Origin of the sequence: Olivibacter jilunii (assembly GCF_900607235.1) — a bacterium.
Taxonomy (GTDB): Bacteria; Bacteroidota; Bacteroidia; order Sphingobacteriales; family Sphingobacteriaceae; genus Olivibacter; species Olivibacter oleidegradans.
Genome location: NZ_LR027848.1, coordinates 1344601 through 1368623 on the forward strand (window position 1 = coordinate 1344601; position 24023 = coordinate 1368623).

Annotated in this window: 21 protein-coding genes; 9 read left to right on the forward strand and 12 right to left on the reverse strand. The window is 42.6% G+C overall.

The features are described 5' to 3' along the window. Positions 1 to 6: 6 nt before the first annotated feature. From E0E36_RS05600 to E0E36_RS05610, 3 genes are all read left to right on the forward strand, one after another. Positions 7 to 927, forward strand: coding sequence for a helix-turn-helix domain-containing protein (locus E0E36_RS05600; RefSeq protein ID WP_242627131.1), 921 nt, complete (start codon positions 7 to 9; stop codon positions 925 to 927). An 87-nt stretch (positions 928 to 1014) separates the two neighbouring features. Next, positions 1015 to 1755, forward strand: coding sequence for an SDR family oxidoreductase (locus E0E36_RS05605; RefSeq protein WP_130855071.1), 741 nt, complete (start codon positions 1015 to 1017; stop codon positions 1753 to 1755). 36 nt (positions 1756 to 1791) lie between these two features. Beyond that, positions 1792 to 2544 (forward strand): SDR family oxidoreductase, encoded by a 753-nt coding sequence (locus E0E36_RS05610; protein WP_130855072.1) that lies wholly within the window; start codon positions 1792 to 1794, stop codon positions 2542 to 2544. Positions 2545 to 2579: 35 nt separating this feature from the next. On the opposite strand, the gene E0E36_RS05615 is transcribed toward E0E36_RS05610, so the two are convergent. Next, entirely contained in the window at positions 2580 to 3527 is a 948-nt protein-coding gene (locus E0E36_RS05615) for a hypothetical protein (protein ID WP_130855073.1), read from the reverse strand. A gap of 199 nt (positions 3528 to 3726) precedes the next feature. Further along, positions 3727 to 4707: a helix-turn-helix transcriptional regulator gene (locus tag E0E36_RS05620; RefSeq protein ID WP_130855074.1), complete on the reverse strand. Its 981-nt coding sequence runs from the start codon at positions 4705 to 4707 to the stop codon at positions 3727 to 3729. 203 nt (positions 4708 to 4910) lie between these two features. Here E0E36_RS05620 and E0E36_RS05625 point away from each other — a divergent pair, with 203 nt between their 5' ends. Continuing rightward, complete coding sequence (locus tag E0E36_RS05625; protein WP_130855075.1) at positions 4911 to 5729, forward strand: ABC transporter ATP-binding protein; 819 nt, start codon at positions 4911 to 4913, stop codon at positions 5727 to 5729. On the opposite strand, the gene E0E36_RS05630 is transcribed toward E0E36_RS05625, so the two are convergent. Genes E0E36_RS05630 through E0E36_RS05640 form a run of 3 tightly spaced genes read right to left on the reverse strand, consistent with a single transcriptional unit; the run spans position 5726 to position 9308 of the window. Next, entirely contained in the window at positions 5726 to 7912 is a 2187-nt protein-coding gene (locus E0E36_RS05630; RefSeq protein ID WP_130855076.1) for a peptidase domain-containing ABC transporter, read from the reverse strand. The two genes, E0E36_RS05625 and E0E36_RS05630, sit on opposite strands and share 4 nt — an antisense overlap. 5 nt (positions 7913 to 7917) lie before the next feature. Beyond that, on the reverse strand, positions 7918 to 9141 hold the full coding sequence (locus E0E36_RS05635) for an HlyD family secretion protein (protein ID WP_149104986.1): 1224 nt from the start codon (positions 9139 to 9141) through the stop codon (positions 7918 to 7920). A gap of 11 nt (positions 9142 to 9152) precedes the next feature. Beyond that, entirely contained in the window at positions 9153 to 9308 is a 156-nt protein-coding gene (locus tag E0E36_RS05640; protein WP_130855078.1) for a class IIb bacteriocin, lactobin A/cerein 7B family, read from the reverse strand. A gap of 268 nt (positions 9309 to 9576) precedes the next feature. Here E0E36_RS05640 and E0E36_RS05645 point away from each other — a divergent pair, with 268 nt between their 5' ends. From E0E36_RS05645 to E0E36_RS05655, 3 genes are all read left to right on the forward strand, one after another. Then, the gene (locus tag E0E36_RS05645; protein ID WP_130855079.1) at positions 9577 to 9753 is read left to right on the forward strand and encodes a class IIb bacteriocin, lactobin A/cerein 7B family; all 177 of its coding nucleotides are present in this window, start codon (positions 9577 to 9579) and stop codon (positions 9751 to 9753) included. A gap of 27 nt (positions 9754 to 9780) precedes the next feature. Beyond that, positions 9781 to 9945, forward strand: a complete 165-nt coding sequence (locus E0E36_RS05650) for a bacteriocin (RefSeq protein WP_130855080.1) — start codon at positions 9781 to 9783, stop codon at positions 9943 to 9945. A gap of 296 nt (positions 9946 to 10241) precedes the next feature. Next, positions 10242 to 11237, forward strand: a complete 996-nt coding sequence (locus E0E36_RS05655) for an energy transducer TonB (protein WP_130855081.1) — start codon at positions 10242 to 10244, stop codon at positions 11235 to 11237. On the opposite strand, the gene E0E36_RS05660 is transcribed toward E0E36_RS05655, so the two are convergent. Next, the gene (locus tag E0E36_RS05660) at positions 11212 to 12267 is read right to left on the reverse strand and encodes a hypothetical protein (RefSeq protein WP_130855082.1); all 1056 of its coding nucleotides are present in this window, start codon (positions 12265 to 12267) and stop codon (positions 11212 to 11214) included. The genes E0E36_RS05655 and E0E36_RS05660 overlap by 26 nt on opposite strands. A 166-nt stretch (positions 12268 to 12433) precedes the next feature. Between E0E36_RS05660 and E0E36_RS05665 the strand changes: the two genes are divergently transcribed. Continuing rightward, a complete protein-coding gene (locus tag E0E36_RS05665; protein ID WP_041387073.1) occupies positions 12434 to 12952 on the forward strand; it encodes a GNAT family N-acetyltransferase in 519 nt (172 codons plus the stop codon). Between the two features lie 39 nt (positions 12953 to 12991). Here the strand turns inward: E0E36_RS05665 and E0E36_RS05670 are convergent, their stop codons facing one another. The 6 genes from E0E36_RS05670 to E0E36_RS05695 all read right to left on the reverse strand — a co-directional run bounded on the left by E0E36_RS05670 (position 12992) and on the right by E0E36_RS05695 (position 22214). Beyond that, positions 12992 to 14773 (reverse strand): metallophosphoesterase, encoded by a 1782-nt coding sequence (locus E0E36_RS05670; protein ID WP_130855083.1) that lies wholly within the window; start codon positions 14771 to 14773, stop codon positions 12992 to 12994. Between the two features lie 9 nt (positions 14774 to 14782). Beyond that, a complete protein-coding gene (locus E0E36_RS05675; RefSeq protein WP_130855084.1) occupies positions 14783 to 16333 on the reverse strand; it encodes a RagB/SusD family nutrient uptake outer membrane protein in 1551 nt (516 codons plus the stop codon). Between the two features lie 25 nt (positions 16334 to 16358). Next, the gene (locus E0E36_RS05680) at positions 16359 to 19703 is read right to left on the reverse strand and encodes a SusC/RagA family TonB-linked outer membrane protein (RefSeq protein WP_130855085.1); all 3345 of its coding nucleotides are present in this window, start codon (positions 19701 to 19703) and stop codon (positions 16359 to 16361) included. 96 nt (positions 19704 to 19799) lie between these two features. Further along, positions 19800 to 20771, reverse strand: a complete 972-nt coding sequence (locus tag E0E36_RS05685; RefSeq protein WP_130855086.1) for a FecR family protein — start codon at positions 20769 to 20771, stop codon at positions 19800 to 19802. 98 nt (positions 20772 to 20869) lie between these two features. Further along, a complete protein-coding gene (locus E0E36_RS05690) occupies positions 20870 to 21436 on the reverse strand; it encodes an RNA polymerase sigma factor (RefSeq protein WP_013664110.1) in 567 nt (188 codons plus the stop codon). A gap of 181 nt (positions 21437 to 21617) precedes the next feature. Then, the gene (locus tag E0E36_RS05695; RefSeq protein ID WP_130855087.1) at positions 21618 to 22214 is read right to left on the reverse strand and encodes an RNA polymerase sigma-70 factor; all 597 of its coding nucleotides are present in this window, start codon (positions 22212 to 22214) and stop codon (positions 21618 to 21620) included. A 795-nt stretch (positions 22215 to 23009) separates the two neighbouring features. On the opposite strand from E0E36_RS05695, the gene E0E36_RS05700 reads away from it, so the two are divergent. Continuing rightward, positions 23010 to 23996 carry a FecR family protein gene (locus E0E36_RS05700; RefSeq protein WP_130855088.1) on the forward strand — a complete coding sequence of 329 codons (987 nt, stop codon included), beginning with the start codon at positions 23010 to 23012 and terminating at the stop codon, positions 23994 to 23996. The last annotated feature ends 27 nt before the right edge of the window (positions 23997 to 24023 follow it).

The window sequence follows — 24023 nt, forward strand, 5'->3', positions numbered from 1 at the left end:
CGCATTATGAGAAAAAACTTCGAGTCTAAATCGCTGTTAGAGCTATATCAATACCTTCATCTGCCGGTTGACTTGCTTGATGTTACAGAAGGCTTTACCATTTTTAATCTAAAGGATGTTGGCTTTACGCTACCCTATCAATCAGCCTCCTATCGCCCCAACTTTTTCTCTTTCTTATTTGTAAAAGAAGGTTCCGGGAAATATACGATCGATGAGCTTACTTTTGAAGTAAAGCCGCATTCGGTCTATTTTACCAATCCGAGTAACTACCGCACGTTTAGTTGGACTCATATTGAGGATATCTGTCTAATCACCTTTGATGAGGCATTTCTTAAAAACTATATCAGTAAAGAAATTTATGATAACTTCCCCTTTCTATTAACGGAAACCGTTAAGCCTCAAGTGGTATCAGACGCTTTTTTTCAGTCGGTAGAAGGCATTTATAAGCAAATTCAACAGGAATACTTGGGTAAGGCTGAGGCGAAATACCCTATCATCGGGCATTTGCTTGCTATCCTTTTGTATAAGATAAAGGAACATATTTGGCAAGATTATAATCCGATTTACGAAGGTAACCGGAGTTCGCAGATCGTTATTTCTTTCAAAAGGTTATTGGAAAAACATTACCGCGATCTAAATAACGGCAATGTAGAGGTCGTATTTAAGGTACAGGACTACGCCGACGCGCAACATTTACATCCTAACTATTTAAGCAATGTGATAAAATCCAAAACCGGCAAACCCATCGTAACCTGGATTGCTGAAAAGACCTTGGTTGAAGCGAAAACACTCTTGCAGCGTTCTACCATATCCATTAAAGAGATTACGTATAAGTTAGGTTTCTCTGAAACCGCTCATTTCAGTAACTTCTTTAAAAAACATACCGGTACCTCGCCGGTGCAGTATCGGAAGGCGCATCTTCTTTAAAATTTGCAACACTTGCTGTAATACACGTAAAGCCACCGATTATTGCGCATATTAACTTTGTTCTATCAAAATTTAAAAGATAGACAAATGAATAATCTAGCAGAAAAAGTAATCCTAGTGACCGGTGCTTCTAAAGGTATCGGTGCTGAAGTGGCCAAAAAATTGGCAGCAGCTCATGCAAAAGTTGTGGTAAACTATGCCGGCAGTAAAAGCGATGCCGACGCGGTTGTATCTTTCATAAAAGAACAAGGAGGTGAGGCGATCGCCGTACAGGCTGATGTGAGTAAAGTCGCCGATGTAAAGTCGTTGTTCGATCAATCTATTGCTCATTTTGGTCGGATTGACGTATTGGTCAATAATGCGGGTATTATGATCAACAAACTTATTAAAGACACAACCGACGAGGATTTTGACCGGATCTTCGATATTAATGTGAAGGGCGTTTTTAATACGTTACGTGAAGCCGCGACTCGCTTGGCGGATAATGGAAGTATTATCAATTTTTCTACCAGTGTAAACCGTTTGATGTTGCCTACTTATGGTACTTATGTTGCTACCAAATCTGCCGTTGAACAATTGACGCGTGTATTTGCCAGGGAAATAGGCAGTAGAGGTATTAACGTCAACTCCCTCTCACCGGGCCCTACTGCTACCGCTTTATTCCTCGAAGGCAAATCGCAGGAAACGATTGATCGTTTAGCCGCTTTAAATCCCTTCAATCGGATTGCAAATACGGATGATATTGCCGAGGTGGTGGTGTTTCTGGCCAGTGATGAAGCAAAATGGATCAATGCACAGAATATCGGCGCCAATGGAGGAATGGCTTAATTAATTTTCAGGTGGTATAAAATTAAGATAAAAGAAATGAACAGTTTACATCATAAAACAGCCCTCATAACCGGTTCTGCAAGAGGCCTTGGTAAAGCAATTGCTGAGCGCTATGCCGCTTTGGGTGCTAATATCGTTATTAATTATTCGAGGGATATATCCTCGGCTGACGAGGTGGTTTCGAACATTAAGGCAATGGGAGCGAACGTAATAGCTATACGGGCAGATGTTAGTAAAGTAGCGGATATTGAACGCCTATTCAAGGAGGCAAAGGCCGCGTTTGGGAAGATTGATATTGTAGTGGCCAATGCCGGTATCGAAATGGTAGAAACACCGGTTACAGCTTTCACGGAAGAGCAGTTTGACAGGCTATTTGCCATCAATACCAAAGGGGCTTATTTTACAATGCAACAAGCCGCCAAAACGGTAGAAGATAACGGGCGTATTATTTACATCGCCTCAAGTACGACGGCCTTTCCGGTAGCCGGAATGGCGGTGTATGGTGGAAGCAAAATTACACCACGCTATCTGGTGGATGTGCTATCGAAAGAAATTGGACACCGAGGGGTAACGGTCAATTCCATCATACCCTTTGCTGTTGATCATTCCGGAATTTTTGCCGAAGAAGGCAGTTATCCCGAACTCCGAAAATCGCTCATCGATAGCTGTCCGATGAAACGACTGGCCGAGGTGGAAGATGTAGCGAATATTGCCGAGTTTTTTGCCAGCGGTTTGTCGTCATTTGTTAACGGGCAGCACTTGTTGGTTAATGGTGGAGCTACCCAATAGCTTATTTGTTTTTGGTTCCCAACTTGACTTTCAAATTAAACGGTAGTGGTATTGATAATCGTCGTTATATCGCCTACCGTTTTTCCTGCGTCGGTTTTTGCAAGCGCTCGTAGTTTGAAATAGGCGCTGCTTTGGGCCTCCAGTCGAACTTCTAAAGATACGATATCACCCGCCAAGGCTAAGTTGTCAGCTAGTAACGTACATCCGTCTGCAATAAGTCCATTTTGCATACTACCGGTTGCATGTTGAACAAAGGCGATACATAGATCGAGAAGGGCGCCCATAAGCACTGCTACCGGTAAGGCCGGATGATTGGGGAAATGGCCACTGCAATCTTGTTCTTTTATTTCACCCAAAGAGGCTGTGGCACCGGTATCGTACAATTTTAAATCATATAGTGTGTTTTTACGCGAATAGGGACTTGTTAAGGCGGGTAAATAATCTCGATAAGCATGGGCGAATAGCCTATTGAACATCGCTTGGGGGATTACATGAAAGCTGACATCGATACCGCAGATCAGCTTGTTCTCTGCGTCAATGAGACAAGCTTTGGCCTTAGCAAGTCGCTTATCGAATGATACACACTCAGCCAAAATGGTGAGGGGTTTGCCGATCGCAAACTTTTCGTTTGAAACTCGTTTGTAGGTTCCTTTATGGGCTAAGTAGTAGTGCTTTGACTGATTAGGGTTGACGGTAGCGCAAGCAACTGAACCGAGAATGGCAAGATGTCGACAGGCTTCGGCCATTGTAATGGGTGATTGCTCAAATCCAAGGGGTGATTCGGCAATTACTTTTGCGGCTACGATATTGTCTTTTAACACATGAACATCTTGAAGCGCGTAATAAGGTGTATGCACGTCAATAAGTTGAAATAACTCCTCCCGCGATCGGGGCCCGAGATTGTTTTGGCTAAGGGAAGGGTCCAGGATTTTGGAATGGATAAGGGCTAATGATTCGGGTGTAATCGTTGCGAGAGCTTCCATATAATGTGTTTTAGTAATGAGCAATTAATAGATTCAGTGTTATTGTAATAAAGAAAGTAACTATTTAGGCTTTTACAAAAAAGATTACACGGAATGCTTGTTTGCTTACACTAAAGCGTTGCGTGAGGAAACTGAGGTTAAAAAGGTGTAAAGTTTAAATGAAGCGATGTTAATTTGACCGGTTACGCTAGCGAGTCGCTTATTTTTTTAATTGGCTTGGTAATATTCCATATTTCCTTTTAAAAGCAGCTGAAAAATGTCGCTGATCCTTATAGCCTACTTGAAAGGATACTTCGCCAACGGTCATCTGCTGTTCGGTGAGCATTTGTTTGGCTTGCGCCATTTTAATGTCGTTCCAGAAACCGAATACGGTGGTGCCGAATAATTCCTTGAATCCCCTTTTGAGCGTAAACTCATTGGTACCTACATGATGTGCCAAGTTGATGAGAGAGCAGGGGTTATTTAGATTATTTTGCAAGTATTCTCTAACTGCATAGATTTTGTCTATATCATTTTTCTTTAAAGAAGTATGATAGGGTTTGGCATCACTCAGTTGTTCAAATTGTAACAATAGCAGCTCAATCACTTTGGCCTCCAGAAACATTTTCTTAAATATTCCCTTTCGGTTGCACTGCATGATTTCATGAATGAGCTGATACATTGGATGGCTGATACGATTGTTATACGGCTGCAGCATACCTGCCTCGCCTTTTTCCATTGCCTGTTGAAACTGCATAAATAGTGTGGAGTCTTCGGGTAGAAATCGTCTAAAGAAAGCCGGGGAAAAATTGATTTCGCAGATCTCAATGTCTTTGCTTTCCCATCGCATCTCGCCTCTCATCTGATTGGCATAAATGATATTATGTTGATTGGACTCAAAACCGATACTCCTACCAAAACGGTCAGAATAAGCAGCGCTTTTCCCTTTTAATGCAAAATGCATTTCCACGGTTTCGAAGTCACTTTCAAAGCTGAGGAAAACTTTTTCTGTAAACGACGCTTTTCCATAGCCGATATGAATGCCATCGAAATAAATTTCCTGAAAATATCCGTTGGCAACGGGGTGTATTAATCGTGTCCGTTGTTCACATACATCCCCCTCGTTTGACAACAGTATACCGGGATAATCCCTTTTGATAAGGAGATCACCAAGCTCATAATCATACAGTCTTAGGGCCATAGTTGTCTTTTATTGTCCAAATATTCCTTTTGACAGACATTTTACTCCGTTTTGCGGACCTCTTTGCGTTTAATAACGCGCTAGCTTTGTACAAAAGTATAAATTGTTCGGAACGATTGTCTGTAAAGAGGAATTTTAAATAAAAAAGAGCATACAACCTCTACAATCGTTTGAACATAGTTAGGGTTGATATCTACGTTTATATGGATGAGCATTTAAAAAAAATTATTACAGTAACAGAGGAGCCGATGCTGGAAGCAGAGAGGGGCAAGTTACCACAACATTACGCTATCAGCTTTGACCGGGTAAATTTTGGCAATCAAGATAAGTTAGCGGCCCGGGAGCTGAATTTAGAAATTCCCGAAAATTCCATATTAGCATTGGTAGGGGGTACGGGTTCGGGTAAAGCGACGATAGCCTCGCTGATCGCGTGCTGCCGGGGTGTAGATACCGGTCGCATTAAGATCGGAGGCGTGGATATTCGGCATATTAAACAGGATAAATTTTATAGCTTGATCACCAACGTGTTTCAGGATGTCGATCTAGTTGACGACACTATTTACAACAACATCAAGATCGGAAAGCCAGACGCAAGTGAGGAGGAGATTATTGCTGCGGCAGATAAGGCACAGGTGTTAGATTTTGCCTGGGAATTGCCAAAGGGAATGTACGCTTTGATTGGTAACGGGGGGAATAAGCTCTCCGACAGCCAAAAGCAGCGCATAAGTATTGCTCGTGCTTTATTGAAGGATACGCCTATTGTGCTGTTGGACGAGGCTACGGCAAGCCCCGATCTGGAAGATGAACTATATGTTCAGCAGGTAATTCAGGAATTAGTGAAATTGAAAACGGTTGTAGTGATTGCGCATAAATTGGCAACCATTCAACAGGCAGATCAGATCTTGGTTTTAAAGGACGGTGAGATGGCGGAGCTGGGTACGCATAGCGCATTATTGGCAAAGCAGGGGATTTATCGAAGCATGTGGGATATACAGCAAAAATCACGTGGATGGAAGGTTTAATGCGAAGCTACCACTTGTTGTTCGGTCATCTCCGTAGGCGGCAGCTGCGGTTGCCATAGCTGATAATAGTGGGCTTGTTTTTTCATGAGCTGAAAATGAGAGCCTTCTTCTACCACTTGCCCTTCCTTCATTAAAATAATTTTATGGGCGTTTACAATGGTGCTCAATCGATGCGCGATGACGATGACTGTTTTACCGAGTGATTGAAAGGTATGAAGTGCTCTTTGAATGTGATTTTCAGAACTTGTATCCAGTGATGAAGTAGCCTCATCTAAGATGAGGATTTCAGGACGTCGATATAGCGCACGAGCAATAGCGATGCGTTGTCGTTGACCACCGGATAAAGCCGTTCCGTTTTCTCCAATATAGGTGTTGAAACCGTTCGGTAATTTTTCAATAAAGGGAAGCATGCCGAGCGATGAGCATATTTCCATTATGTAGTTAATATCGGGCGTTAAATCGCCAATGGCGATATTGTCTATTAGATTACCTGCAAATAGATCGATCTGCTGTGGTACAACCGATACGATCTGACGAAGACTTTCCAGCTTTACATATTTAATATCAAGACCTCCGATAAGAATGCTGCCACTTTGAATATCATAGATTCGCTGAAGAAGGGAAAGGAGGGTGGTTTTTCCGGAACCACTTTCACCCACGATGGCTGTGACTTTACCCTTTTCAATATGAAGATTTAATTTTTCAAACACTTGTGTGCGTGATCCATATCGAAAAGATACTTCTTTAAAGTGAATATCACCTATCGATTCCTTATTTAACCAAGCTTTTTGATCGTTGTCTTCATGATGAAGATCCATGACTTCGAATAACCTATCGGCAGCAATCAAAGCGTCTTGCATGGTGCGATTCATATCAATGAGGGATTTAACTGGTCCGGTAAAATAACCGATCAATGCATAGAAAGAAAGTAATTCGCCGGGGGTAAGGGCTCCGTTTAAGACAAAACTTGCGCCGGCCCATAAAAGGATAATAGTGAATAAACTGGATACAAATTGATTGGTATTGCCTATCCAGAGCATATTGACGGATGATTGATATACATTTTGCAGTAAATGGATGAAACGACTCTCCGTCTTAAGGTTGGCAAACTGCTCTAATCCGAACCGTTTAATGGTTCCAATGGAATTGATAGATTCAACCAGTTGCGTCTCTAGATCGGCTGATCGCTCCATCATAGTACGCTGTGTTTTTTGATTCAATTTATTGGATATGAAATAGATAAGGCTATAAATGGGAATAACGAGCGCCATGATGATAGCCAGTTTCCAATAATAGGTGAACATCAAGCCAAAAGAGAAGATAATAATAAATATATTTACGGCAATATTGACGAGCACATCGTTTATAAAGGTCCGTATTTTGACGGCATCATTAATACGTGAGATGATTTCCCCTACACGCATATTATCAAAAAACTGTTGTGGTAATTGTAGCAAGTGTTTGTAATAACCCAGGATGAGTCGGGCATCAATTTGCTGTCCGCTTTGCAAGGTGAATATCGTTTTTGAATGGTTGATGAAAAATTGCAGCAGGAGAATAACAATCATGATAAGCCCCAACAAATTCAGCAGATTTTGATTGCCATCGGGCAATACCTGATCGATCAGCTTTTGCACAAAAATAGCTGTGGATAAGCCCAAAATAGTATAGATAACCGAGCCGAATAGTACTTGCGTGAAGACAGACCGATGTGGCTTCAATAAGAAGGCAAAGCGACGAAACACCGAGATGCGCTCATTCCCTGTCCGGAAGTTTTCATTTGGTGCGAGGAGAATAAGTACGCCGGTCCATTGTTCCTTAAAAGTCTCTAACGGGACTTTGTGCATTTTTCCATCTGCTGGATCCATGAGTTGCACGTACTGTTTGCTGAGCTTATAAAGTACAACATAGTGATGTAAACCGTTTTTGAAAACGATATGGGCAATTGCTGGTAGCGGGATTTTTGCCAAGCTGTCGAGCGTGCCTTTAACACCTTTTGCGCTGAAACCGAGTTGCTGCGCAGCCGAAATCATGCCTAGTATGTTGGTTCCTTTCTGATCGGTACTAGCAAATGCGCGTATTTTTGCAATGGGCATCTTCAGATTGTAGAAGCCGCTGACGGATACTAGGCAGGCTGCGCCGCAGTCCGTAATGTCATGTTGCTTTATTTTTATCTTTCCCATCTCTTTTATTTTCTAAGTAGCATTTTCGGTTTGTTTTGGCGTGGATCTAACCAATCATCCACCTTATCATAGAGCAATTGAAAGAGAGATCGTTTTGCTACCATAAACCTGGCCTGGAAACCAAGCCCTTTTTTTAAGGTGCCTTCATAACCATTGTTTGACCGTAAGGCGTTTTCTTTTAAGGAGCATTTTACCTGAAAATAAGGTGATTGGTTTTCGTCTAAGTATACATCTCGTGAGATGTCAAATACGGTACCATGGGCAACGCCCCATTCGTTGTAATTAAAGGCATCAATCTGAAAGCGAACGGGTTGATTCAGAGAGATTAAGCCAATATCTTTCGGAAGAATGTTTACGGTGGCTATCAAGCCAGAATCGGGCGAAATTTCGGCTACCGTTTCTCCTGCAGAGACGAAATTGCCCGATAGAAGACCACTAAATTGTTGAATAGACCCTTTAATAGGGGCCCTGACGGTATAAAAGTCTAACTCTTGCTTATATTTATCTCGTTGCGAGTGTATTTCACTCAATTCAGTCTTTAAATTAGCCAAATCATTTTGCCACTGTGAAATTTGTTGCTCTTGGACTAATTTTCTTTTGGAAGTAGCACGATCTTTTTCATACACGAATTTTTCAAACTCCGCGTCAGATAATACGCGTTTTTCGTGTAATTGCCTGTTACGGTTAAACGATACCAAGGCGTTTTCTAATGCTAAATCAGCTTCTTTCAGCTGTTGAATATATAGGTTTTGTTGCTGTCGGTAAATAGAAGTCCGTAAGGACAATTGAGTGTTAAAGTTGTTTTTTTGTGTTACAAGTGCTGATAAATCGTTAATTCGTTGTTGAAGATCCGAACTTTTTCGCATTAGATATCCCGATTGTTCATCGATAACATTTGTTTGAACAGTGAATAGGATATCACCCGCCGCTACCGGTTGATTTAGTTTGAAATAAACCTTGTCGATTCGGCCGGCAACAGGAGCTTTAACCACGTTCCGTTCTGCAGAAGGAGTAAGGATACCTGTACCTTCTACGCTTACGTCAACTCGAATGAAAAAGAGCGAAATAAAACCGATACTTATTGCCAATAGCGTCATTAGATAGATGATTTTACTATTGTTATAATGTCGGTTGAAATGGCCTTCGGTAGTGAGATTGGCAATTTCTGCTGGAAAAATAACCTTACTGTTCATCTTAGAAAAATGAGGTGCCCAATTTTTATCAGGCACCGAATGTGAATTTAAGCGAACATTTTTGGAAAATTTCCTTTAATCCCGCCAACAATAATGTCAATGATGGGAACCAGAATGGATCCGCCTGTTACATTAGCCAGTTCTTCTGTTGTCAGTTCTTTGATTTCGACTGCTTCTGCCGCATTTTTTGGTGTCTTTTCCATCTTTATAACTTGTTGTTTAACGCTTACTCTTTTCAAGATTTTCAGCAACCTCTGGGTTAGAGGAGAATTTTAGTATCCTCTTCACTCAAAATTACCGAGCTAAGCTAGGTGAAGCAATCCCTGAAAACTGGTATTATCATAAATACCAGTTTTCAGGGATGGTATCCGATTTTTGCTTTATATAATTTTACCATCGGTCATGATCAAAAAAGGGTATGCCGAAAACCTTAATTAATAGAGTAGGCCTAATTAATTTTTGTAAACACGTATGAATACCGAAATTTTAAATGCAGATTTAGTGCCTATGACTCAGGCAGAGCTTGAATCGACTAATGGCGGATTAGGATTTTTAGCGACAGTTGCAGCAGGGGTTCTTATTGCAGGTGCTACTGCTGTAATTAGTGATTGGAAAGGCTTCAAAGCAGGTGTTGCTGAAGCTTTTTAACTGTTTGTTTTAACTAATTTTATAGATATGAAAAGTGAACAAATCATCGAATTATCAATGGATGAGCTTCAACAGATTGAAGGCGGACATATTGATGAAAATACTTCATTCGGCCATGATGTTGGTTATGCAGTAGGTTTATATCTTCGGTATTGCACCATTCCGGGTTTGGTATATGGAATGCTGAAGTAGCGAGGTCCTTTTTGTAGGTTGCCTGTATTTACGGGCAACCTCTTTTAAATCAGATAGTATGAAAGTAAAGAAAAGTGAATGGATGTTTTTGATCTTAATTGGAACTATTGTGTTGTTCTATGTGTTATTTACGGAAAAATGGATTCCGATTAAGCAGTTAGTTTTGTCATTTTTATAGGGTGGTACAGCCTTAATAAAATTATATCGCCAAGTGACTTTATTAAATTTCACTTATTTTGTTGTGTTTAACATAGAGCTATTATATTAGTGGCGATATTTAATCGTCTCTAGATTTTATGAATATTTTTCTCCTGCGTTTCAGTACGCTCATGGTCTTTTTATTTGGTACGATGCTTTCGTTGCCTGGTTTTGGACAAGATCAAATAGTTACTTACCTTAATAAGCACCGCCATATTGTTGCAGAAAAGGATAGCGCACAATATATACGTACCCTAACACCGGGCAAAGAACCGAATGCACCCTATAAGCTGTTGGAGCAATACATAACCGGAGAGGTGTATCGTACGGGGAGTGCTTTTTTTTTTCACGATCGGATTACTTTGGTCGATTTGGTGACAACCTTTCAAAAAGATGGTAAGAAAATAAGCGAAGAACAATACGTTGATGGTGTTTTGGCAGGTGATTGCCGCTATTATTACAAAAACGGCCAACTCAAATCGGAAATGATTGCGCCGGGCAGGGTAGGGAAGGGAAGAGAAAACCTGAAAATGGACGTACCCCCGGCCAAGTTGATGGTATTTTATGATTCTCTCGGAACGCAATTGGTTAAAGATGGTAATGGACAGGTCAAGGATATGAATGACGACAAGGATTTTGAGGAGGGAGCTTATAAAAATGGCTATAAAGACGGGCAATGGAAAGGGACTTTTTTGAAACGGAAATATAGCTATACCGAACGTTATGCCGAAGGTAAACTGATAGAAGGAACGAGCGTTGACTCCGCGGGTACAGAAGTGTCTTATAGTAAAGTGGAAGAACGTCCGGTGTATCCGGATGGGATGCCGGCTTTATATCGTTTCATTGGTATGAACTACAGGTACCCACGACAAGCTTATCAACAACGAGTCAACGGGGCTGTTGTACTAAGCTTTGTAGTAGATAAAGAGGGGAAGCTGGTTGATATAAAAGTTGTGCAAGATTTAGGGCTTGGAACAGGGGAAGAAGGTGTTCGCGTGCTCCGTGCTGCTCCAAGATGGAAGCCCGGGAAATTGCGCGGGATTCCGGTTAGGGTGTCATTTACGATTCCTATTCATTTGAATCTGCAAGGTTAGTCACATCTGCTACAAATATTTTCTTTTTTTGGAGGGCTTCTCTCAGTGCTTGCAACTGACGCCGATACCGGGAAGTATCTTGTTGCTGTCGATCGGCTAATTTAATAGCCTGTTCTTCTTTGGATATAGCCTCCTGAAGTAATTGAAGTGAAGCTAAAATCGTTGCATAGGTATGGTAATATTCCGGTACGTCGTTTCGCCATTTAATAGCGGCCTGAATCCAGTGTAAACTGTTATAAATATAAGGGCCTTTAGCACCTAACTTGATAAAACTGGCTGCTGCGCGGTGTAAGCTTTTGGCAAAGAGTGTATCATACTGCCTTTTTCTCGCTTCTGGAATATGTTCCCATCTTGCTTGCATTGCACTGTCTAAGGGTTGGCGGTACGGCTTATTGTCGTGTGCTGCTAGGTTCATTTTTAACATCGAATCGGGTGTTGAATACAAATAGACGCGATCATAATAATTGACCGCCCGTCGGAAATACTGTGTGGTATCAGCAACCTGTTCTAGGTATTCAACCATGACGCGATCTTGTTCAATGTCAGCAAGAAATGGATTGCTCTTCAGCCAGGCGTTATACATGAAACTCGATAGATTATAAGCCAGGTTGATATCTTTTTCCTGTATGGCTTTTTGAGTGGTATTTTTAATGATTTTTCCATTTATTTTTTTGCGTTCATCTAATGGAAGCTTATGATAGATGCTATCTACAATGGTTTGATTCATGTAGATTAGCCTATAAGTTTTGCTTTGGAGTATAGGGCCTTGCTGTAGAAGAAAACTAACCGTTTCGAAATTGTCCAGATCACGTACTTGTAAAGTTCCCACATACTCATCCAGTAATTGCTGATCTACGGGTTGATCAAGTGAATCAAGTTTGCGTATATATTGCTTTAAAAAGGATGTGGATCGATTCCCTAGCGCATATTTTTGATGATAAGCTACTAAGCTATTATCCGTGGTATCGGGCTGTGCTAGGACACACTGGACAACAAGTAATAACAAAAAAGAGAATAACGCGCGAGCCATAATTAGATAATACGATTTATGATGGTTAAAAATAATAACTTAATGTGTAATTCTTTACTTCAATTATAATTTTGCTTCTAATAAAAGCCGTGTACGAATGAAGATTCTTGACAATTAAATCACCAAGACGATTTTATAAAACCGTATTTTTACGCTTTCTAGAACTATGACAAACGAATTTACTTTACGAGCGGCAACAATAGAAGATAAAGACAGAATTTGGGAGATCTTACAACAAGCCATTGAATTAAGGAAACAGCAGGGAAGTGAGCAATGGCAAGATGGCTATCCGAATCCGGAGGCGGTAAAACAGGATATTGATAAGGGATACGGCTATGTGCTTATATCGAAAAACGATATTCTGGCTTATATGGCCGTTATTTTTGATGGTGAACCGGCTTACGAAGCGCTTGAGGGAGAATGGCTAAGCAATGAAAAATATGTAGTGGTTCATCGGGTAGCAGTAGCACAGGATATTAAAACCAAAGGAGCGGCGACGCATCTAATGAAGGAACTGGAAAAATTGGCTATGGAGCGGGATGTTTATAGTGTGAAAGTGGATACCAATTTTGATAACAAAGCGATGCTACGTATACTGGAAAAGTTGAACTACCAATATTGTGGAAAGGTTTATTTTCGCGGCGGCGCACGGATGGCTTTTGAGAAGCTGTTAGATAAAGACTAATGCTGAGGAAACGATATTCCGTTTCCTCAGCATATGAATCTATTTTTTCATCAGATCCAAATAATATCGCTTAATAGCATAAGGTATATTGACAACTTCTTCGATACCTGCATCAAACGGAATACTTTGCCCGTTAGCAAAACGAACGACTTTTGCTGCCGGATCAAATATGGCCGGTTGCACTTTACCACTTCCGTCGTAATCACCGGGAATGGGTAGATCACCCATCTTACCCAGCTTAATGGCTTTCTCAGCACCGTATACGAGCCATTCGCCGGTGCTCGGTCGCCATACTGCTATATCTGCTTTCCCGTCGCCATTGTAATCTGCCGGTAGGGGTATGTCGCCCGTTTCGCCAAAAGGTACATTCCCAACCGTGGCAATATACCAGGTTTTGTTGCTGGGACGCCAAATGGCCATTTCCGCCGCGCCATCTCCATCATAATCGGCCGGTACGGGCACAGAGGCTTTCCATCCATGCTTAACGGGGTCTTTTCCTGCCGCTGACCATTCGGCTGTTTCCGGATTCCAAACGGCTAGATCAGTAATGCCATCGCCATCATAATCTGCAGGAACGGGAATGTCTCCCGGTTTTCCTAGTGGAACAGCTCGCCAATCGGCCACATAAAATGATGCGCCGGCAGCATTATAGACCGCTGGGTTGGTCTTGCCATAACCCGTATAAGGTGCCGGAACAGGAATATCACCTTTGCGACCTAATGAGCTTTTGATACTTTTAGCATCGTACCAATTTCCGTCTTTGAAACGATATAGATCGGCCTTGCCGTCTAAGTCAAAGTCATAGATCCTGCTGGCCGAAGCTTCGCGGAAAAGCGGTAAGGTAAAGAAACTGTCTTCGTCTTTTTCTTCTAGCTGATGATAGGGGGATAGCGTACGGACTCGTAATTGATCTTTTTCAAGATCAAAGGTCAATAAACGCATGAGTCCATTGCCGCCCATGGGTCGACTTTGATAGTCGGATAACATGGTTTTGATGGTATGGCCGGCAAAAGTATCTTGGCGATAGCCCTCGCCATTGTCGCCTACGTGACCGCAAAGCATCAGGAATACATTGGACTGGGTTTTTACGCGATCGTACAGACGTTGCCCTTGCTTGCCAAAGGACGCCTGCCCCGCCACATTGCTACCCGCTACGGGATTATAGCCAAGAATGTAGTGGCTGACGATAATGGCTTTTCGGTCTTTATACTGCTTCAATAAATTTACCGCCCAATCGTTCATGGCCTCTTGCTGCTCGTCGAAAGCATCAAATTCGAGGTAAATAATGATGAGATCTATCCCACCTGCTGAAATAAGGTCGTAATGACTATCGTTGTCTTTGCCAAAATAACCGCCATAATAGTTGCGACCTTTAAAGTGGTCAATACCAAAATATTGGTTATAATATTTCGTGGTACCGCTTACAGCAAATTGACTGGGGTATTGATCGTGATTCCCTACAGCTAACCCATAGGGTAACCCATTCGGAAGTCCCGGTAGGGGTTTTTCCAATGGGTACATCGCCTTTGCAGCATTAGCCCATTGCTCAGGCTTACTGTCGCCCTTGTCGGTAATATCGCCTAAATGCGCTACGTAAACGATATTTTCTGCTTCCCGATTGGCCAGTATCCATTCGATCTGTGTCTCGAAGAGCTTGTTGGTGCCACCTTGGCTCTCCTCGGTGTTATACTGCGTATCCGGTATCACGGCAATAGAGAACGTATTTTTGGCTTTCGGCGGGGTATTGCCTTTTTGTGCCTGTGTACTGAAAGGCAGTAACAGGGCGATCAAGAAGCTGAGTCTTAAAAATTTACTATACATACTTTTTCGTTAATAGCCGGGGTTCTGGATTAATTCGGGATTGACACCTACTTCTGCAAAGGGAAGCGGATACAAAAGCTTGTTCTCATCTACCTGATAGGAGGATGGTACTAAATAGCTATGTGTTTTCTTAAGTTCGGCCCCATAGGCATTCATGGTTTCGATCGCCTTGCCTGAACGGAGTAGATCAAACCAACGATGGTTTTCAAAGGCGAGTTCCACGCGTCGCTCATGTAGAATGAGCTTACGGGCATCTTCCTGCGAAGTGGCTGTTAAAGGTGCTGCTTGCGGGATTGCCCGGCTCCGTACACGATTGACATGTACCATGGCTTCTTGGATTTTGCCTTGCTCGTTCTGTACTTCTGCTAATAGCAATAAAGCATCGGCAAAACGATATACCGGCCAGTTATCATTGGTATTGTTCTTATCGGTATGTGGATTGAGGTACTTTTTGATGAAAGGAACCCCTACCTTTCCTGCTGGAGCCTGATAGTTTACAATACTTTTTTGAGCGGTTAGGGTAAAGTAATAACTGCCATCGTACGTACCTTCAGCAACGCCAATGGAAGCTTCTAAGCGTGTGTCACCCGTTTCATACGCCCGAATGATATCTTGGGTCGGGGTGTTCCAACCGCCGCCGCCATCTGTGGCGGTATTTTGGGTGGCTACGCCGTAGGTAATAATAGCGGTATTATAACATTTAGGTAAGAAGATATAAATGAAGTTGCTTTGCATGCCGGTTTCCAGCCCTTGCATGAACTGTACTTCGAAGATGGATTCGCGACTGTTTTTATTGGCTGTGGAGAAGACATCCGCGTAGTTTGGCAGTAGACTATACCCCATCGCTTCTAGGCTCAAGAGCAAGTTTTCTGCTTGTGCGTATTCTTTTCGGGTGGCATAAATATCCGCCAGTAGCATCGTAGCCGAGCCTTTGCTAGCATATCCCGATTGTGGAAACTTACTTGGCACCGGTAACAGTGCAATAGCCTCCGAGGCATCATTGATAATCTGGGTATACACTTCTTCTATCGATGCACGGGGAAGGAAGGCGTCCGCTTCATTATTTACTTCTTTTAAGTACAGTGGGACACCTCCGAAATAGCGGACAAGCTTGAAATAATAGAAGGCACGAAGAAATAGGGCTTGCCCTTTAAAGTTATTTTTTGCTTCGTCGTTGAAACTGGCCTGATCAATTCTCGCTAACACGACGTTGGCGCGAGAGATGCCTTTGTAACTGTCGTAATAGATCTGATTGGAATAGTTATTACTGGCATCGTTGGTGAAATCGGCAATATCGGCTTTCATTTCAACAGCGGTACCTTGGATAGCAGGGTTATGTTCGTAATGGGTGTTATCAGAACGCATCTCGGCCGTATAATAATCCGGGCCTACCGTACGTAAGGGATTGTAGGCAGCATTGATAGCCTGTGTAAAGTCGGCCTCGGTTTTAAAGAAATTGGTTTCGGAAACCTGATCTTCGGGCGACAGCTCCAAGACATTTTTGCATCCCTGTACGAGGAAAACAAGCAGAACCGATAAGATGGAAATATATTTTTTCATGTTTTGTCTATTTTTTATATGCACGTTATTGGAAAAGGACATTTAAACCAAATGAGATGGTGCGTGGTACCGGATAGGCATTTTCGTCGATCCCGATGCTGGCGCCGTCTAGCCCGTCTAAGCTGATTTCGGGATTCATGCCGGAATAACTCGTCAGTATAAAGACATTTTGGATAGAGGTGTAGAAACGGATTTGCTTAATGGGGCCGAGACGTTTAACGGGATGTCGGTAGCCCAGTGTGATGTTCTTCATTGCCAGATAGGAGCCATCTTCTACCCATTGCGAATTGACTTGCCGTCCGATACCGGTTGAACCGGTTTTAGTACGCGGAAATTGGCCGGAGCCGGTCTCCTCAGGTGAACGCCAGCGGTCGGCCGCCTCGGCTAAGAGGTTACGCGCGCCGTCCATATTGGTTAAATAGGCCCATTTGGCCGGTAGAATAATGTCACCGCCAATAGCTCCCGCCATGGAAATACCTAAATCGAATCGTCTGTAGGTGAAGTTGTTGGTAAACCCGAAGAGGAAGTCAGGGTTCGGGTCACCAATAAAAGTACGGTCGTTCTCGTTGATAATACCATCGCCGTTCATATCGCGCATTTTAATGGTACCGACGTCCGAATTCGTTTCTTTGGCTGAGTTGGCTAAATCTTCTGCATCTTTATAAAGGCCTTCGAAGATGTATCCGAAGAACATGCCCAGTGGATACCCTTCCTGATTGCGGTAGTAATCAGCACTGGTGGTGTTGTTCCTGCGGAAATAGCCAGGGCTCACCAGTGATTCAATGCGGTTTCTGTTTAAGGATAGATTGAACGCCGTATTCCAGCTGAGTTCGCCAAAGTCGAACTGACCTCCCAAGCTGAATTCGTGTCCCCAGAATTTGATTTCGCCTACATTGGAAGTGATGCTGCTAAAACCGGATGCTTGTGGAATAGGGCGCGCTTGTATCAAGCCGTCCGACAGCTTGTGGTAGTAATCATAGGTAAAGAAAAGTTTATCGCCAAAAAAGGAGGCATCTAAACCGATATCGAATTGCTTACTGCGTTCCCATGCCAAGTTGGTATTGCCTAAGGTGGTAATAGTAGTGCCGGGCGCTAAACTTCCGTTAGCTACATAGTTGGCAGTGCCTAACTGCGCAATATGGGTATAGTTACCTATATTGTTATTTCCGGTGATACCGTAGCTGCTGCGGATTTTGAGCAGGCTTAATGTTTGACTCCAGCGCTGCATAAAGGATTCATCGCTCAAGATCCAACCCAACGAAAAGGAAGGAAAGGAACCGTATTTTTGATCACGGCCGAAGCGACTGGAACCATCACGGCGCATGGAGGCGCTGATGAGATAACGATTTTTGAAGCTATAATTGATTCGACCCAGATAGGAAATCAAACCATAAGCCGTGGCATTACTGGAGCCGCCGGTGATGTTGGCAGCTACGTTAAGATAAGGGACTTCATCGCTGGCGTAGTTGCGTCCGGTAACGGTATTGCTTTCCTGATCGAAAGATTGATAGGAATAACCTGCCAAGACGTCGATGGAATGTGCCTTCCAATGTTTAGTATAATTTAGATTGGCTTCTGCCGTATAGCTATAGTTTGTTACGGAACTACTGGTGCCTGTAGAGATGTCATCACCGTTAATAAGGGCAGGCGAAAAGAATTGCCGTGATTCATCACCTTTATCGATACCGAACAAACCTTTCAGGCTGAGGCCGTCCCATATTTGATAGTTAAGATGAGCATTACCTAAAATACGGGTGGTTTTATAGTCGTCTTTCACCATTAGATAGCGAGCCAGTGGATTGATGTAGTTAACCATACCGGGAGAGCTGGCGTATTTAACGAGGTTACCGTTTTCATCATAGGGATTGATTAAGGGGCTCGCCTCGGAAGTTTTTTGGACAATGCCTTGAATACCGTCGTCTAAGCGGTTGTTGTGATCTAAACGATAGCTCGGAGCGAGGTTAAAACCAACCTTTAGCTTGTCGTCAAAGAGATTATAATCTTGATTGATACGAAGGGAGTAAAGTTGGGTACCGCTATTGATAACAACTCCTTGTTGATTCTGGTAGCCTGCCACAACCGACGATGCGGAGTGTTTACCTGCGCTGGTGAAACTTATATCGTATTGCTGAATGGGGGAGGTACGGGTTAACAAATCAAACCAATCGGTACCTTCACCATATTGCTCGGGATTTTGATAAACCTCCGGGATGGTGCCTTTATAGCCTTCATAGCGAATCATGTCCTGATAGCGTTCGTTCATGAACGTCGCATACTGGCGGGCATTCATCATGACGGGTACACCGCGACTTGGAATGGTTTGGATACCATAGTTACTGTTTAGTTCCACTTTGGTTTGATCGCCGGGTTTCGCATGTTTGGTGGTGATAAGGATCACACCGTTTGAGGCCCTTGACCCATACAAAGCGGTAGCTGATGCGTCTTTCAATACGGTGAAAGATTCGATTTCTGCGGGATTGATGTTATTGATGCTGCCAGTGATTGGCATACCGTCGATAACAAAAAGGGGGGAATTGCCGGAGGAGAGGGACGCTGCGTTACGAATACGCCAGGACATCCCCCTGCCAGGTTGTCCTGATGTTTGATAAATTTGGACACCGGCCAGTTTACCCTGTAGTTGTTGTGCAAATTGGTTGACAGGCATATCCTGTAAATTTTCGGCACTGATTTCTTCCAGTGCACCCGTGATTTCGCGTCTACGTTGGGTACCGTAGCTCACAACCACTTCTTGCAGTTGCCCCGTTCCGCGTAAGCTCACCTGTAGCGATGTTTCTTTATTCTCCAGAACGTTGACACCTTTTTGCTCGTATGTTTCATAACCAATATAGCTCACACGGAGTGTATAGGTACCGGGGTAGGCCTGAAGGGCAAAGCTGCCATCTTCTTTGGTCATAGTGCCGTTATTGGTTCCTAATAAACTGACGCTCGCACCGATAAGTGGATTGCCTTCCGTGTCTTTGATAAAGCCGGCGAGCCTTCCGGGTTGTTGTTTGCGGTTGATGTAAATATTTCCTTTGTTTACTTCGGGAACTAAGGCGGCAGTTTCGGCCAAATACTGCAGAAGCACGTCTAATGTAGTACGCTTTTGAGGTAGTTCTACTACGATCTGCCCATTAATCTGGCTTGGGCTATAGATCAGGTTGAAGTCTGATTGCGCCTGAATGGTTTGCAGCACCTCTTCTAAGGCGATGTTCTTCGACTTAAATTGAATGACTGTGCTGCTGGTTTGCTGTGCCTCGCTTTTATGTGCTAACAGGGTGCCGGCCATGGATAGCAAGGTGAGGAGGGTGATGCATGATAACTTCATAAATGCAATGAAATAAGTGACCAGTATTCGTTTTTTTGGCATATCTTTATTTGTTTTTGATTTGTTTGTGGAAGAACGATTGAAAACAGATGGAACCGGAACTGCTGTCAACAGTTTCGGTTTATTGTTTAACGGGTTTTAGTTGTGTATATGAACCTCCTTTTTCTTGATGGTATATTGAAATGGATTGATTTTTTGTAAGGCTTTTAGCACGGCCTCCAGCGTTGGATCTTCAAATCGGGCAGTGAAGGTTTCATGTTGCCCCCTGCGTAGGTTTAAATGAATGCTTACGCCATACCATGTTTGTAGCTGAGCAACAACTTCTTTCCAAGAGGCGCTTTGAAATACCAGCTCATTATAAATCCAAGCGTGCTCGCTTCCGGGTTGGATGGCCTTGATTTGGTGCCTGCCATTGATATAATCGTAGGTGAACTGCTGCCCGGCGGTAAGCACAGTATGCTGTATTTTACCTTGGTTATGGCTAACGCTCACCTTGCCGGTATTGATACTTAAGCTGTATTGATTGCGATGATTCTGTACTTGTAAATTAAAGGAAGTACCAAGTACGCGCGTTTGCAGCTTAGTTGTGTATACGATAAAGGGTTTATGCTGATTGGGATATACTTCAAAAAAAGCTTCTCCCTGGTCAAGATAAATAGCGCGATTGGGACCGGCAAAGTGTTGATCATACCGTATCGCGGTATTGCCGTTTAACCAGATTGTGCTACTGTCCGGTAGTCGCAATTTAGCCCGCTGCCCTGGTTCAGTGTGAAAGGTAAAAAGTTTAGGTACAGGCTGTTTACCTTCGCTGCCGCTTTGGCTCCTTTTACTAAAAAGAATAAATACACCGATCAGCAATGCGATAGAAGCTGCGATACTACTTGTGAACCATAGCCTGTGAGTATCATTCCGGTTTCGATGCTTTAGGGGTAAATGTTCTTGAATACGTGATAGTATCGCTTCTTCTAATTCCTGAACCTTTCCGGTAGCTAAGGGCTGTTCGAATCGCTGATCAGCTTCGAACCAGCGATCGATCAGTTCTCTTTCTTCTTGGCTACAAGTGCCCCTGAGATACTTCTCTAATAAATTACGTATCTTATCTTGATCCATGTTGGTGCGTTTATTCTATAGGAGTAAAAATGCCGACATGGGTACCAATGGGATTAGGTTATCAAATTGTTAATAAATTATGTGTTTTATGTTGTGGGCTAAAAAAAGAATATAACGGAGAGCATGTGATCTTTAATAGCCAGTCGTATTTTACGCTTCGCGTGTCCTAATTGATTTTTGACAGTTTGCTCGGCCAATCCGAGTTCTTGTGCAATCTCTTCAGTGCTCAGATTGTCTTCTTGATGTAAGCGGTAGATATGCTGTTGCTTGGTAGGGAGTGCATCCACTTCTTTTTTCAGTTGTGCCTCCAATTCTTCTGCAAATAATTGCTGGTCATCGGCATGGGTTAAGGTATCGATAAGTTGACGGTAATCGAATCGATGCGCTTCGTCCTTTAGCGAGCGCTGCATACGTCTGACCAACTCATATTTGGTCATGCTATATAGATAAGCTTCTACCGAACCTTGAATATGAATGTTTTCCTTCTTTTGCCATAATTGGATGTAAATATCTTGTACAATGTCCTTTGCTTCTTCCTCATCTTGCGTTTTACGGAATGCCAATTGATAAAGCTTTTGCCAAGTATCCCTATACAATGATGTGAAAGCGACAGAATCACCGGCTTTGCTGTGTTCGAAGAGTTCGTCTAAGATAGAACCAGACATAAGGTTAGACACGTTCGGCCTCAAAGCTAGTTTGCTAAATTTAACTTCTTGTTAAGCAGTTGTTATTTTGGTGTTATGCTTTACTGTTTGTGCCTCGATATCCGCGAAGGATTTATTTTATATATCCTATCCCGTTTGTAAAGCTGATTTGAAGGGTATCCATAATACGTGGGATATAAACTTATCGGTTAGATAAAAAAGAATAAAGGATGAGAAGTAAGGTTTGTTCCACGATAGATTTGCGTAATATAGCGTAAGATTTTTTCAATTGATTTTTAACCGTATGAATGGAAAGATTATAACGATCTGCAATTTCTTCATTACTCAGACCCTCATCGCGTTTTAAGATAAAAATCTGTTGACATTTTTCGGGCATTTGTGCTACGGCTTCATCTACCAAGCTAAAAATATCCCCCTTTTCTTCTGATTCAATTTCTCCACCAATCGACCAATCACGATCCTTTGCATAATATTCTTCACGGGCAGCTCTGGCCGTTAATTCTTTTAATAAATTGATCGCTTTATTTTTTCCCAAGGTGTACATCCAGGCCCCTATCGAGTCAATTTTGCCTAAATGCTCTCGACCTTCCCAGATCTTCACAAACACGTCTTGCGTAATTTCTTCTGCAAGTTCCCTGGAATTTACCAAACGAAGAATAAATTGGAACACCCGTTCTTCGTAACGCATCATCAAGCTTTCCAATGCATAGGCATTACCTTGCTTGATCTCCAACAGCAATGCTTTTTCTTGCTGTCGAGACATGACCGGTTGATTCATAAGATACCTCTTTCAGATTACAGCGGCAAAAGTAATAATGCTATATTATCTTAATGTTACGTTCAGTGATTGTATAAAAGGAACCTTTTTTTAAATCAATTTGTTGTCACTCTGGCTTAATCCAAATTTTTTCGTTCTTTATGTTTCATTAATTTTTTCTCACTTTACCTTTGATGCAAAGTGAGGCAAACATCAAGGCTGCACATCCTTTCGCTAAAGATTTAGGCCACAAGCGCAATCCTGTGGAGCCGCTCCGCCACGCTTGTCAACCCTTCGCTTCTTCACATGATTTTTTCCCAGGGTTATCCTAAATCTTCTTAACGCTCATGCTGTGAGGCCGTTTTCCCTTCACACAGGGCTATAGTACCAGGCTAAAGAATAATACGTTCGGTTAAAAGTAAAAGCCCTCCGTTCCGCTAAATGTCGCCTCCAAAATTTACATTTCGTATTGGGAGGCACTACCGTTCCTGTAAATTTTGCCTGCCTGCGGTAGGCAGGAAGCGACGAGTTTATTCACATATTGTTTATTTCATTAGGCGTTCATGAGCTCGCCTTGCTCGGTTTTGCGTCACTTTTTGCGGAAACCACGAAGTAGCATGAGTGCCTTTTAAAACAAACAATAACGAATAAAAGTGACTAAAGAAAAGGTTCCTTTAATATAAACACCCAGACTGTTATATCAAAAGTGAAGCTGAGTTTACAGATACTTAGTTTACTTTTTCTTAACAAATCTTTAAACGAAGCTTAATCTCTGAGCGTAGCTCTTTTCAATAGGTCGTTCTGTCATCTTATTAGATGAATGAGACGTTATTACAAACCCTATTTAAAAAGTATAGAAGTCAAACCCTAAGTGAAGAGGAAAGGGAACTTTTTTTCAGCTTGCTGGGGAATCCCGAATATAAAGAACGAGTAGAGGAATTAATACGCGAACTATGGAAGGACACGGAGCACTTTGAAAATGCCCCGCTAACATCGGCGGGGAAGAAGCGGATAGCCTCGGTAATGGCACGCATCGAAAGCCCTGAAAGAAGAGTAAAGAGGAGATTCCCAGCCTTCTGGGCAGCGGCAGCCAGTATTGCCTTGGGGTTTGGGTTGGCAATACTTTATTACGCCCAACAGGTAAAAACACCAGGTCCGGAAGCACCTCATGTGACGGAAATAAAAACCAACTATGGCGAGAAAAAGAAAATCACCTTACCAGACGGAAGCTTAATTTACCTGAATGCAGGAAGTGTATTGCGCTATGCCAATACTTATAATAAACAGAATCGGGAAATTGAATTAATCGGCGAAGCCTTTTTTGAGGTAGCGCCGGATAAAGCACGGCCATTTGTTGTACGTAGTCAAGAGCTGCGGACTCACGTTTTAGGAACGTCGTTCAACGTGCGGGCTTTTGGTGACGACGATCATCTTTTTGTGGCGCTGATAACGGGATCGGTACGTGTTGACCATGACTCATCGTCCTCTGTATTAAAACCAGGCGAAAAAATCAACTATAATAAATTAACCAAGGAAAGTAGCGTGTTGCCCATCAATGATAAGGATTATTGGGGGCTTTGGCGTAAGGAGGTCTTGGCTTTTAACGGGCAACGTTTTGCCGAAGTAGCGTCCTTAATGGAAAAATGGTATGGTGTAAAAATCCATGTTAATAACCGGTCTTTGTTAAATCGGCGTTTCACCGGTGAATTTAAAGATTTACCCATTAACAAAGTGCTGGATATGCTAAGTAAGAGCAGCTCTTTCTCTTATCGAATTGAAAAGAATCAGGTCTATATTAAATAAGTTAAAATTTGCAAAATCAAAATCAGG